Below are 12,272 nucleotides of genomic sequence, written 5' to 3'. Positions count from 1 at the left end.
CGCTCGTACGCCGCCGAGGCGCCGGTGTGCCCGCCGCGCGAGGCGGCCGCCCCGGCCGCGGCGGCCAGTTCCGCGGCGGCGTCCGCGTCCCGCCCGGTGGCGGCCAGCGCCCGGTGCCAGGCCCGGCGCAGCGGCTCGCCGGGCCCGTACGCCCCGGCCAGCGCCCGGTGCGCGGCCAGCCGGTCGGCGAGCGGCGCCCGGTCGACCAGCGCCGAGCGCAGCAGCGGGTGGCGGAAGGCGACCCGGCCCGCCGCCAGGTCGACCCGCAGCAGGCCCTGGGCCTCGGCGGGCGCCAGGTCGGCGGCGTCCAGCCCGCTCTCCGTGGCGGCCCGCAGCAGCACCTGGGCCTCGCCGCTCTCCTCCAACGCCGCCAGCAGCAGCCAGCGCTGGGTGCGGCCGGGCAGCCGGCTGACCTGGCCGTGGTAGGCGAGCCGCAGCCGCCCGTCCGGCGGGAGCGCCCCGGAGTCCTCGCCCCGCGGGAGTTCGCGCAGGGCCAGCGGGTTGCCCCCGGCGGCGGCCAGCACCCGTGCGGGGTCGGCGAGTTCGGGGGCGAGTTCGGCCAGCAGCCGCGCCGCGTCGGACTCCGCGAGCGGCCCGACCCGCAGTTCGGGCAGCCCGGCCGGGTCGGGCCCGTCGTCCTCCCGGGCGGCGAGCAGCAGGGCGACGCGCTCCGCACCGAGCCGGCGGGCGGCCAGCCGCAGCGCCGCGGCGGACTCCGGGTCGGCCCACTGCAGGTCGTCCACCAGCACCAGCACCGGCTGCCGCTCGGCGAGGTCGCCGAGCAGGGTCAGCACCGCCAGCCCGACCAGCAGCCGGTCCCCGGCGGGGCCGTCGGCGAGGCCCAGCGTCCGTTCCAGCGCGGCCCGTTGCGGCCCCGGCAGGCCGCCGGTCCGGTCCAGGACGGGGGCCAGCAGCTGACTGAGCACCGCGTACGGCAGCCGGGCCTCCGACTCCACCCCGGCCGCCCGCAGCACCCGCCACCCGGCGGCGGCACCGGCCGCCGCCTCCAGCAGCGCGCTCTTGCCGATGCCCGGGTCACCGCGCAGCACCAGCGCCCCGGCCCGTCCCCCGGCCGCCTCCGCGAGCAGCCGGTCGAGTGCCGCCCGCTCCGTCCCCCGTCCGTACAGCATGGGTCGACCCTACCTATGCGTGACTGATTCCCCGGCCGCCGGATCTCCGTAACTTCTTGTTCCGCAAGGGAAACCACGAAGAGCACGGAACAGAAGGAGCCCACCATGGACCTGCAGAACCTCGCCGAGCGCTACCTCGCCGCCTGGAACGAGACCGACCCGGCCGCCCGCCGCAAGCTGGTCGAGGAGACCTGGGCCGCCGACGGCACCTACACCGACCCGCTGGTGGTGGCCCGCGGCCACGAGCAGTTCGACGCCACCCTGGCCGCCGTCCAGGCCCAGTTCGCCGGCCTGGTCTTCACCCTCGGCCCGGTCGACGCCCACCACGACGTGGCCCGCTTCACCTGGGAGCTCGCCCCGGAGGGCGCCGAGGAGCCCCTGGTGATCGGCTTCGACGTCCTCACCGCCACCGCGGACGGCCGGATCGCCACCGTGGTCGGCTTCCTGGACAAGGTCCCGACGGCCTGAACGGCGGAGGGGAACAAGCCAGGGGCTCGGGGAACGGCGAGAGCCCCCACCAGGGGCTCGGGGAACGGCGAGGCCCAGTCTGCTGACGGTTCACTGCCGGAGCGCGCATCTGCTTCGGGTTCTGTCACAGACACGCAGCAGCCTCGACCTCCAATGGGCTCCGGCCACCAGCAGCACGGACTCGCCGTTCCCCGAGCCCCTGAAGGTGCTCTCCCGCCGTCGGTAAGCCCCGGAAAACGACAACGACGCCTGCCCTTACCTGGTCGGGGAGTGGGCAGGCGTCGTGATGACCGGGTCCCGGCGGCTCTGGCGGGTCGGTGTTTGTCGGCCTTGCCCCCCTCGCGGGGGGCGTGGGCGTTCTCGGGGCGGTGGTCGGTCAGACCACCAGCGAGCGGTCGGTCGGCTTGATCGGGGCGGGGAGCGCGGTCTTGCCGCCCAGGTACTTGTCGACCGCCGAGGCGGCCGAGCGGCCTTCCGCGATCGCCCAGACGATCAGGGACTGGCCGCGACCGGCGTCACCGCAAACGTACACCCCGTCGACGTTGGTGCCGAACTTGCCGTCGCGGGCGACGTTGCCGCGGGCGTCGAGGTCGACGCCGAGCTGCTCGACGAGGCCGTTCTTGACGTCGGTGCCGGTGAAGCCCATGGCGAGGGTGACCAGCTGGGCCGGGATGACCTTCTCGCTGCCGGGGACGGGCTCGAACTTGCCGTTCTTGAACTCGACCTCGACCAGGTGCAGTTCCTGGACGTTGCCGTCCTCGTCGCCGGCGAAGTGGGTGGTGGAGACGGAGTAGATCCGCTCGCCGCCCTCCTCGTGGGCCGAGGTGACCTTGTAGGTCATCGGCATGGTCGGCCAGGGCTGGTTCGCCGGGCGGTCGTCGGACGGCCGCGGCATGATCTCCAGCTGGGTGACCGAGAGGGCGCCCTGGCGGTGCGCGGTGCCGACGCAGTCGGCGCCGGTGTCGCCGCCGCCGATGACGACGACGTGCTTGCCCTTGGCCGAGATCGGGGAGTCGACGTAGTCGCCCTCCTGGACCTTGTTGGCCAGCGGCAGGTACTCCATCGCCTGGTGGACGCCGTTGAGTTCCCGGCCGGGGACGGGCAGGTCGCGGGCGGTGGTGGCGCCGGCCGCGATGACGACCGCGTCGAAGCGCGAGCGCAGGTCCTGGCCGCTGATGTCGACGCCGGCCTCGACGCCGGTGCGGAAGCGGGTGCCCTCCGCGCGCATCTGCTCGATGCGGCGGTTGATGTGGCGCTTCTCCATCTTGAACTCGGGGATTCCGTAGCGCAGCAGGCCGCCGATGCGGTCGGCGCGCTCGTACACCACCACGGTGTGGCCGGCCCGGGTGAGCTGCTGGGCGGCGGCCAGGCCGGCCGGGCCGGAGCCGATCACGGCGACGGTCTTGCCGGACAGGCGCTCGGGGACCTGCGGGGTGACCCCGCCGCGGTCCCACGCCTTGTCGATGATGGTGACCTCGACGTTCTTGATGGTCACCGCGTCCTGGTTGATGCCCAGGACGCACGCCGACTCGCACGGGGCCGGGCACAGGCGGCCGGTGAACTCCGGGAAGTTGTTGGTGGCGTGCAGCCGCTCGATCGCGCCGGACCAGTCGTCCCGGTAGGCGAGGTCGTTCCACTCGGGGATCAGGTTCCCGAGCGGGCAGCCGTTGTGGCAGAACGGGATGCCGCAGTCCATGCAGCGGCCGGCCTGCTTGCTGATGATCGGAAGGAGGCTGCGCTCGACGTAGACCTCGTTCCAGTCGCGGAGCCGGACGTCCACCGGACGGCGCTCCGCCAGCTGCTTGGGCGTGGTCAGGAAGCCCTTGGGGTCAGCCATTTGCCGCCTCCATCATCTTGCGAGTGGTCTCCACCTCGGAGAGGCCATCGCGCTCAGCGGCGTCCTTGGCGGCGAGCACAGCCTTGTAGTCGGTGGGCATGATCTTGGAGAAGCGGGAGACCCCGCTGCCCCAGTCGGCCAGGAGTTCGGCGGCGACGGTGGAGCCGGTCTCCTCGTAGTGCTGCTGGACGGTCTCGCGCAGCCATTCCCGGTCGGCGGCGCTGGGGGCCTCGATGCCCACCATGCCGCTGTTGACGTTGGCCGGACGCAGGTCGAGCACGTAGGCGATGCCGCCGGACATGCCCGCCGCCAGGTTGCGGCCGGTCTCGCCGAGGATGACCACCCGGCCGCCGGTCATGTACTCCAGGCCGTGGTCGCCCACGCCCTCGACCACCAGGGTGGCACCGGAGTTGCGGACGGCGAAGCGCTCGCCGGCCTTGCCGCGCAGGTGGATGCGGCCGGAGGTGGCGCCGTAGCCGATGGTGTTGCCGGCGATGACGTGGTTCTGCGCGTCGGCGCCGATCGCGGCGGCGTCCCGGGCGGGACGGACCACGAGCACGCCGCCGGACAGGCCCTTACCGACGTAGTCGTTGGCGTCGCCCTCCAGGCGCAGCGTGACGCCCTTGGGGACGAAGGCGCCGAAGGACTGGCCGGCCGAGCCGGTGAAGGTCACGTCGATGGTGCCCTCGGGCAGGCCCTCGCCGCGGTACTTCTTGGTGACCTGGTGGCCGAGCATGGTGCCGACGGTGCGGTTGACGTTGCGGATCGGCAGCTGGATGCGGACGGCCTCGCCGCGCTCCAGGGCGTCCTGGGCCAGCTCGATGAGCTGGTTGTCGAGCGCCTTGTCGAGCGCGTGGTCCTGGCCGGTGGTGTTGTGCAGGGCCGCGCCCTCGGGCAGCGCCGGGACGTGGAACAGCGGGGCCAGGTCGAGCCCGGCGGCCTTCCAGTGGTCGATGGCGGCCTGGGCGTTGATGTGCTCGGCGTGGCCGACGGCCTCCTCGATCGAGCGGAAGCCGAGCTCGGCGAGGATCTCGCGGACCTCCTCGGCGATGAACTCGAAGAAGTTGACCACGAACTCGGGCTTGCCGGAGAACCGGTCGCGCAGCACCGGGTTCTGGGTGGCGACGCCGACCGGGCAGGTGTCCAGGTGGCAGACCCGCATCATGATGCAGCCGGAGACCACCAGCGGGGCGGTCGCGAAGCCGAACTCCTCGGCGCCCAGCAGGGCGGCGATGACGACGTCGCGGCCGGTCTTGAGCTGGCCGTCGGTCTGCACGACGATGCGGTCGCGCAGGCCGTTGAGCAGCAGGGTCTGCTGGGTCTCGGCGAGGCCGAGCTCCCAGGGGCCGCCCGCGTGCTTGAGCGAGGTGAGCGGGGAGGCGCCGGTGCCGCCGTCGTGGCCGGAGATCAGCACCACGTCCGCGTGCGCCTTGGAGACGCCGGCCGCGACCGTGCCCACGCCGACCTCGGAGACCAGCTTCACGTGGACGCGGGCCTCGGGGTTGGCGTTCTTGAGGTCGTGGATCAGCTGGGCGAGGTCCTCGATGGAGTAGATGTCGTGGTGCGGCGGCGGGGAGATCAGGCCGACGCCCGGGGTCGAGTGCCGGGTCCTGGCCACCCACGGGTAGACCTTGTGGCCGGGCAGCTGGCCGCCCTCGCCGGGCTTGGCGCCCTGGGCCATCTTGATCTGGATGTCGTCGGCGTTGACCAGGTACTCGGAGGTGACGCCGAACCGGCCGGAGGCGACCTGCTTGATCGCCGAGCGGCGGGCCGGGTCGTACAGGCGCTCCGGGTCCTCGCCGCCCTCGCCGGTGTTGGACTTGCCGCCGAGCCGGTTCATCGCGATCGCGAGGGTCTCGTGCGCCTCCATCGAGATGGAGCCGTAGGACATCGCGCCGGTGGAGAACCGCTTGACGATCTCGGAGACCGGCTCGACCTCGTCGACGGGGATCGGGGTCCGGCCGAGGGCGTCCAGCTGGAACAGGCCGCGCAGCGTCATCAGGCGCTCGGACTGGGAGTTGACCCGGTCCGTGTACTGCTTGAAGACGTCGTAGCGCTTGGTGCGGGTGGAGTGCTGGAGGCGGAAGACCGTCTCCGGGTCGAACAGGTGCGGCTCGCCCTCGCGGCGCCACTGGTACTCGCCGCCGATCTCCAGCGCGCGGTGCGCGGCGGTGATGCCGGAGGCCGGGTACGCCTTGGCGTGGCGGGCGGCGGTCTCCTTGGCGATCTCGTCCAGGCCGATGCCGCCGAGCTTGGTGGTGGTGCCCGCGAAGTAGGCGTCCACCAGCTGCTGGGAGAGGCCGATGGCCTCGAAGACCTGCGCGCCGCGGTAGGAGGCGACGGTGGAGATGCCCATCTTGGACATCACCTTCAGGACGCCCTTGCCGAGCGCGTAGATCAGGTTCCGGATCGCCTTCTCGGGCTCGATGCCCTGGACGAAGACGCCCTGCTGGACGAGGTCCTCGACGGACTCCATCGCCAGGTACGGGTTGACCGCGCCGGCGCCGTAGCCGACCAGCAGCGCGACGTGGTGCACCTCGCGGACGTCGCCGGCCTCGACCAGCAGCGACACCTGGGTGCGCTGCTTGGTGCGGATCAGGTGGTGGTGGATGGCCGAGGTGAGCAGCAGCGACGGGATCGGCGCGTGCTCGGCGTCGGAGTGCCGGTCGGAGAGGACGACGATCCGGGCGCCGTCGGCGATCGCGGCGTCGGCCTCGGCGGCGATCTCGGCGAGGCGGGCCGCCAGGCCCTGGCCGCCGGCCGCGACCTTGTACAGGCCGGAGAGCGTGACGGCCTTCAGGCCGGGCTGGTCGCCGTCGGCGTTGACGTGGACGAGCTTGGCCAGCTCGTCGTTGTCGATCACCGGGAAGGTGATGCCGACCGAGCGGCAGTGCGCCGGGGTGGCGTCCAGCAGGTTGCCCTCGGGGCCGAGGTTGCTGTGCAGCGAGGTGACCAGCTCTTCGCGGATCGCGTCCAGCGGCGGGTTGGTGACCTGGGCGAACAGCTGGGTGAAGTAGTCGAACAGCAGGCGCGGCTTCTCGCTGAGCGCGGCGATCGGCGAGTCGGTGCCCATCGAGCCGAGCGCCTCGCCGCCGGACTTGGCCATCGGCGCGAGGATGACCCGCAGCTCCTCCTCGGTGTAGCCGAAGGTCTGCTGGCGGCGGGTGACGGAGGCGTGGGTGTGGGCGATGTGCTCGCGCTCGGGGAGCTTGGCGAGCTGGATCTGCCCGGCGGCGACCCACTCCTCGTAGGGGTGCTCGGCGGCGAGGGCGGCCTTGATCTCCTCGTCCTCGACGATGCGGTGCTCGGCGGTGTCGATCAGGAACATCCGGCCGGGCTGCAGGCGGCCCTTCCTGGCGACCTTCTCCTGGTCGATGTCGAGCACGCCGACCTCGGAGGAGAGCACGACCAGGCCGTCCTCGGTGATCCAGTACCGGGCCGGGCGCAGGCCGTTGCGGTCCAGGACGGCGCCGATCTGGGTGCCGTCGGTGAAGGTGACGCAGGCCGGGCCGTCCCAGGGCTCCATCAGGTTGGAGTGGTACTGGTAGAACGCGCGGCGGGCCGGGTCCATGGTGGCGTGGTTCTCCCACGCCTCCGGGATCATCATCAGCACCGAGTGCGGCAGCGAGCGGCCGCCGAGGTGGAGCAGCTCCAGGACCTCGTCGAAGGACGCCGAGTCGGAGTGGTCCGGGGTGCAGATCGGGAAGATCCGGTCCAGGTCGCCGGGGATCAGGTCGGTGGCGAGCTGGGACTCCCGGGCGGTCATCCAGTTGCGGTTGCCCTTGACCGTGTTGATCTCGCCGTTGTGCGCGACGAAGCGGTACGGGTGGGCGAGCGGCCAGCTCGGGAAGGTGTTGGTGGAGAAGCGCGAGTGCACCAGGCCGATCGCGGAGGCGTAGAGCCGGTCCGACAGGTCGGGGAAGAAGGGCTCCAGCTGGCCGGTGGTCAGCATGCCCTTGTAGACCAGGGTGCGGGCGGAGAGCGAGGGGAAGTACACCCCGGCCTCGCGCTCGGCGCGCTTGCGCAGCACGAAGGCGACCCGGTCCAGCGCGATGCCGGTGCGGTCCGGGTGCGTGACGAAGATCTGCCGGAAGCGCGGCATGACCGAGCGGGCGGTGGCGCCCAGCAGGTCGGGGGTGACCGGGACGTCGCGCCAGCCGAGAACGGTCAGGCCCTCCTCGGCGGCGATGACCTCGATCCGGGTGGCCGCGGCGGCGGCCTCCTCGTCGGCGTCCGGGAGGAAGGCGATGCCGACGGCGTAGGAGCCGGCGGCGGGGAGCTCGAAGTCGGTGTTCGCACGCAGGAACGCGTCCGGGACCTGGGTCAGGATGCCCGCGCCGTCACCGGAGTCCGGCTCGGCGCCGGTGGCGCCGCGGTGCTCCAGGTTGCGCAGGACGGTCAGCGCCTGCTCGACGATCTTGTGGTCGGCGATGCCGGTCAGCGTGGCCACGAAGCCGACACCGCACGCGTCGTGCTCGTTGCGCGGGTCGTAGAGACCCTGGGCCTGGGGACGCGCGTCCGGGACGAGGGCGTAGGGGCCGGTGGCCTTGGCGTCCTCGTTGCCGGGGTGCATGGATGCAGACAGCATCGGCTCTCCCGTCGTCGTAAACAGTTGCTTCATGCAAAGGGACGACGTTGGCCCTGATGCGATTTGTCGGTGCAGGTTACATGATGCCGCCTGTACCGGGAAGTGGATTCCTGCGTCCACATCCCGGACTGATTCCCAGGTCAGGGGGCAGATGGGGGGAAGGCGCAGCGTCGCGCGCTCCCTCCAGTGTGCCCTGGGCCGAAGGGCGCGAAACAGGGGCGAAACGCCCTCGCCACACGCGTCACCCGGGCCCCACCTGGGATTCTTCGAAGTCGACGCCGCCCCCGCTTTTGATTCCGGGGGTCGACAGCCGGATGTCGAGACTAGGGCAAGGCGCAGGCTCAGGCCCATGTGCGGAACATCACGCGTTCCATGGCATAACTATACAGAGGTCTGGATTTTCGTACAAGGCTTTCCGGGTGAACGGTCAGCCGACGGCCCCGCCGATCAGCCGCCCCAGCAGGTAGGTGAGGCCCGCGGCGGCCCCGCCCAGCACCAGCTGCCGCAGGCCGGAGAACCACCAGCTGCGGGCCGTCACCCGGGCCACCACCGCGCCGCAGCCGAACAGGCCGAGCACCGCCAGCAGCGCGGCCGGCCACAGCGCGGTCGCGCCGAGCAGGTAGGGCAGCACCGGCAGCAGCGCGCCGAGCGCGAAGCAGCCGAACGAGGAGAGGGCGGCCACCAGCGGCGAGGGCAGGTCCTCCGGGTCGACGCCCAGCTCCTCGCGGGCGTGCACGGCCAGCGTGGTGTCCGGGTCGGCGGACAGCTGCCGGGCCACCTCGTGGGCCAGCTCCGGGTCGACGCCGCGGGCCACGTACAACTGGGCCAGCTCGGCCAGCTCGCCCTGCGGGTTGCGGCGCAGCTCGATCCGCTCGGCCTCCAGCTCGGCCTCCACCAGCTCGCGCTGGGAGGCCACCGAGGTGTACTCGCCGGCCGCCATCGAGAACGCGCCCGCCGCCAGGCCGGCCAGGCCGGTGAGCACCACGGTGCTCGGGTCGGCGGCGCCGCCGACCACGCCGGTCATCAGCGCGAAGTTCGACACCAGGCCGTCCATCGCGCCGAACACGGCCGGGCGCAGCCAGCCGCCGTTGACGTCCCGGTGGTGGTCGGCCTCGGGTATCCGGTGCTGCGGGTCGTCGGCCTGCGGTTCGGCGGTGATGGTGCTCATGCTGGCGGCTCCCCTTCCGGGCACGGCGGAACCCCCGGGCCGCGCTCCGGCCGGGCTTGCCGGTGCCCCTCGAACGTACCCGGACCGACCTGCCGTTTTCCAGCAAAGTAAGCCTGCCCAAAGGCAGTTGGGGCCGCCCCCGCCGATCTCGGCGGTGGCGGCCCCGACGGGGTCGAGCGGCTTCGCTCAGGAGGACTTCCGGGTGTCCTTCCCCGCGGCCGGGGCGCCGTCCCGCGGCTGCTCCGGCCCGGCGGCGTCGGCGGCGCCGGCGGCGTCAGCAGCGTCGGCGGTCCCGGCGTCCTCCGCGGCGGCCACGGCCGCGGCGCGCTCCTCGGTGGCCTGCGGGTCGATCGAGTCCGGGTCCTCGCGGCCGGGGCGGAGCTTGGCGGAGATCACGAAGGCGGCGATCGCGCCGAGGAAGACCAGGATCGCGGTCCAGTCGTTCAGGCGCAGGCCGAAGAAGCGGTGCGCCTCGTCGATCCGCAGCCACTCGGTCCAGAACCGGCCGAAGGTGTAGGCCGCCACGTACAGCCAGAAGGCCCGGCCGTGGCCGAGGGTGAAGCGCCGGTCGGCCCAGATCACCAGGACGGCGACCAGCACGCACCAGATCGACTCGTACAGGAAGGTGGGGTGGTAGACGCCCTGGACGACGGTGCCGTCGGCCAGCGTCTTGTCGATCTTCAGGCCCCAGGGCAGGGTGGTCGGCCGGCCGTAGAGCTCCTGGTTGAACCAGTTGCCCCAGCGGCCGCACGCCTGGGCGAGCACGATGCCGGGGGCGATCGCGTCGGCGTAGGCGGGCAGCGGGACGCCGCGGCGGCGGGCGCCGATCCAGGCGCCGACCGCGCCGAGGGCGATGGCGCCCCAGATGCCGAGGCCGCCCTCCCAGATCTTCAGCGCGTCGATCGGGTGCTTGCCCTCGCCGAAGTACAGCTGGTTGTCGGTGATGACGTGGTACAGCCGACCGCCGACCAGGCCGAACGGCACCGCCCAGACCGCGATGTCGCCGACCGTGTGGCGGCCGCCGCCGCGGGCGACCCACCGCTTGCTGCCGAGCCACACGGCCACGACGACACCGATGATGATGCAAAAGGCGTAGGCGCGCAGCGGGATGGGCCCCAGGTTGAGGACGCCCCGCGACGGGCTCGGAATGTATGCGAGATCCATGGCACTGTCGACGCTACCGTGTCCCACCGGCACCACCGGTACCGGAGCGGGTCACGGTAGCGTCACGCGGCCCCGGCCGGTCAGGGCGAGGGCGGGGTGTCGGACTCGGCGGCGGTGGAGGTCGGCGCCGGGCTCTGCCCGTGGGAGCCGGTGCTGCCGAGCTGCTTGCCCTGGTTGGCCGCGTCCACCCACTTCACCAGGTTCTCCGGGCTGATCTGCTCGTCGCCCTTCTTCGGGTAGACCGCCTCGCCGTTCAGCAGCACCGTCGGGGTCGACTTGTAGCTGGACTTGTCGAAGTCCTGCTGCACCGCGGAGACCCAGCCGGCGAACTCGTTGTCGTTGACGCAGCTCCGGAACTCCGGCGTGTCCAGCCCGGGGACCTGCTTGGCCAGGTCGATCAGGGTCTGCTTGCTGCCGAAGGAGTCCTCGGTCTCCTCCGGCTGGTTGCGGTAGAGCACGTCGTGGTAGTCGCGGAAGTGCCCGGCGTTCTGCGCGCAGCCCAGCGCGTTGGCGCCGTACTTGGAGCCGCTGCCGCCCAGCGAGCGGTCGATGAACGAGACGATGTGGTAGTTGACGACGATCTTGCCGGCGTCCTCCAACTGGTCGACGGTCGGCGAGAAGCTCCGCTCGAAGCTGCCGCAGGCCGGGCAGCGCGGGTCCTCGTAGACCGTCAGCGTGGACGGGGCGTCGGCGGCGCCGACCGGGATCACCAGGTTCTTGTCCCCGACCGTCCCGGCCGGGGCCGCGGTGGGGGTCTCCGGCTTGGAGCGCTGGTTCTGCACCACCACGCCGATCACCACCGCGGCCGCGATCACCGCGACCACCACGCCGCCGACCGCCAGCTTCTTGGTCCGCCGCGCCTTGGCCTCCTCGGCGGCCCGGGCCTCCTTCATCTTGTCCCGGGCGTTGCGCTTGCCTTCTCGGTTCTTCTCGCTCATGGGGTGCTCTTGCCAGTCCAGTGGTCGGGGTCGTCGGGGGCGGCGGGCGGCTCAGGCGGCCAGCCAGGCGTCCAGCGAGAGCTTCGTCCGGGGGCGGTAGACGAGCCACGCCGACAGCAGCAGGAACCCGGTGTCGCGCAGGATCTCCTGCAAGTACTTGGTCTGCGACTCGTCCACCGCGCCGCCGCCGCCGAAGCAGCCGCAGTCGATCGAGATGCCGCGCGCCCAGGCGGAGGAGATGCCGGCGATGAACACCAGCAGCAGCACGGCCGAGACGGCCGCGACGATCCTGGTCCCGAGGCCGAGCACCAGCAGCAGGGCCAGCGCCAGCTCCAGGAACGGCAGCCCCCAGCCGACCGGTTTCACCAGCGACTCGGGCAGGATCTCGTACGCCCGCACCGCCTGCGCCGCCTCCGCCGGGTCGGAGACCTTCGCCAGCCCCGCCCAGCCCCACACCACCGCCAGGCCCAGCCGCACCGCCAGCCCGAACCACTCGGCCGCCGTGCCGTCCACCGCCCGGCGCAGCCCGCTCACCCGGCCCCGGTCGGCCTGCTGACTGGCCATCAGTTCCCCCTCGGACGCGCTCCACCGTTTCCTGCCTGATGAACCGTAGGGGACGACGGGTGGTTCCTCCACATTGGCGAATTACGCCGTATGAGCGACCTTAAGCGGTCATACGTCCGATTTTCCGGATCATCGTCCCGGCACGTCGCAGCCCGCCTCCGACTGCTGGCACAGCACCGCCCGCTCCGCCCCCCGGCGGGCCAACTCCCGCTCCACGCCCCCGCTCCCGACCAGCGCGGCGGCCAGCGCCAGACCGGCCGCCAGCGCCCGCAGCAGCACCGCCCGGTGAACCCGTGCCATCCGGATGCCCTTTCGCCGACGAACCACCGGAGGGTCAAACGGCCCCGGCGGGGGCGGGAGTACCAGCGCCCGCCGGTTTTTCACCCTCGCGGAGTAGTCGCGGCACGCGAAGGGC

9 protein-coding genes are annotated in these 12,272 nt (G+C 72.4%); 1 reads left to right on the top strand and 8 read right to left on the bottom strand.

The window, feature by feature from the left end; all coding sequences use genetic code 11:
* Positions 1 to 1,130: AAA family ATPase (locus tag ACFUEL_RS23460; protein ID WP_380238689.1), on the bottom strand; the 1,130-nt coding region annotated here is incomplete at its 3' end.
* Positions 1,131 to 1,235: 105 nt separating this feature from the next.
* Here ACFUEL_RS23460 and ACFUEL_RS23455 point away from each other — a divergent pair.
* The gene (locus tag ACFUEL_RS23455) at positions 1,236 to 1,598 is read left to right on the top strand and encodes a nuclear transport factor 2 family protein (protein WP_380238687.1); all 363 of its coding nucleotides are present in this window, start codon (positions 1,236 to 1,238) and stop codon (positions 1,596 to 1,598) included.
* Between the two features lie 376 nt (positions 1,599 to 1,974).
* Here the strand turns inward: ACFUEL_RS23455 and ACFUEL_RS23450 are convergent, their stop codons facing one another.
* From ACFUEL_RS23450 to ACFUEL_RS23420, 7 genes are all read right to left on the bottom strand, one after another.
* Complete coding sequence (locus tag ACFUEL_RS23450) at positions 1,975 to 3,435, bottom strand: glutamate synthase subunit beta (RefSeq protein ID WP_380238685.1); 1,461 nt, start codon at positions 3,433 to 3,435, stop codon at positions 1,975 to 1,977.
* A complete protein-coding gene (gene gltB, locus ACFUEL_RS23445) occupies positions 3,428 to 8,008 on the bottom strand; it encodes a glutamate synthase large subunit (protein WP_380238691.1) in 4,581 nt (1,526 codons plus the stop codon). Before gltB ends, ACFUEL_RS23450 begins: the two co-directional genes overlap by 8 nt.
* 442 nt (positions 8,009 to 8,450) lie before the next feature.
* On the bottom strand, positions 8,451 to 9,191 hold the full coding sequence (locus ACFUEL_RS23440; protein ID WP_380238683.1) for a VIT1/CCC1 transporter family protein: 741 nt from the start codon (positions 9,189 to 9,191) through the stop codon (positions 8,451 to 8,453).
* A gap of 186 nt (positions 9,192 to 9,377) precedes the next feature.
* Complete coding sequence (gene lgt, locus ACFUEL_RS23435) at positions 9,378 to 10,355, bottom strand: prolipoprotein diacylglyceryl transferase (RefSeq protein WP_380238681.1); 978 nt, start codon at positions 10,353 to 10,355, stop codon at positions 9,378 to 9,380.
* A gap of 80 nt (positions 10,356 to 10,435) precedes the next feature.
* On the bottom strand, positions 10,436 to 11,293 hold the full coding sequence (locus ACFUEL_RS23430) for a DsbA family protein (RefSeq protein WP_380238679.1): 858 nt from the start codon (positions 11,291 to 11,293) through the stop codon (positions 10,436 to 10,438).
* A 51-nt stretch (positions 11,294 to 11,344) separates the two neighbouring features.
* The gene (locus tag ACFUEL_RS23425; protein ID WP_380238677.1) at positions 11,345 to 11,857 is read right to left on the bottom strand and encodes a MauE/DoxX family redox-associated membrane protein; all 513 of its coding nucleotides are present in this window, start codon (positions 11,855 to 11,857) and stop codon (positions 11,345 to 11,347) included.
* 129 nt (positions 11,858 to 11,986) lie between these two features.
* Complete coding sequence (locus ACFUEL_RS23420; RefSeq protein WP_380238675.1) at positions 11,987 to 12,157, bottom strand: hypothetical protein; 171 nt, start codon at positions 12,155 to 12,157, stop codon at positions 11,987 to 11,989.
* Positions 12,158 to 12,272: the final 115 nt, after the last annotated feature.

It is taken from the genome of Kitasatospora sp. NPDC057198, assembly GCF_042670125.1.
Taxonomy (GTDB): Bacteria; Actinomycetota; Actinomycetes; order Streptomycetales; family Streptomycetaceae; genus Kitasatospora.
Note: the sequence above shows the minus strand (reverse complement) of the source record. Positions and strands in the feature narration are given on the sequence as shown.

Coding starts and splice junctions, on each gene's coding strand:
- ACFUEL_RS23455 (WP_380238687.1), top strand. CDS start 1,236: ATGGACCTGCAGAACCTCGCCGAGCGCTACCTCGCCGCCTGGAACGAG.
- lgt (WP_380238681.1), bottom strand. CDS start 10,355: ATGGATCTCGCATACATTCCGAGCCCGTCGCGGGGCGTCCTCAACCTG.
- ACFUEL_RS23440 (WP_380238683.1), bottom strand. CDS start 9,191: ATGAGCACCATCACCGCCGAACCGCAGGCCGACGACCCGCAGCACCGG.
- ACFUEL_RS23425 (WP_380238677.1), bottom strand. CDS start 11,857: ATGGCCAGTCAGCAGGCCGACCGGGGCCGGGTGAGCGGGCTGCGCCGG.
- ACFUEL_RS23430 (WP_380238679.1), bottom strand. CDS start 11,293: ATGAGCGAGAAGAACCGAGAAGGCAAGCGCAACGCCCGGGACAAGATG.
- ACFUEL_RS23450 (WP_380238685.1), bottom strand. CDS start 3,435: ATGGCTGACCCCAAGGGCTTCCTGACCACGCCCAAGCAGCTGGCGGAG.
- gltB (WP_380238691.1), bottom strand. CDS start 8,008: ATGCACCCCGGCAACGAGGACGCCAAGGCCACCGGCCCCTACGCCCTC.
- ACFUEL_RS23420 (WP_380238675.1), bottom strand. CDS start 12,157: ATGGCACGGGTTCACCGGGCGGTGCTGCTGCGGGCGCTGGCGGCCGGT.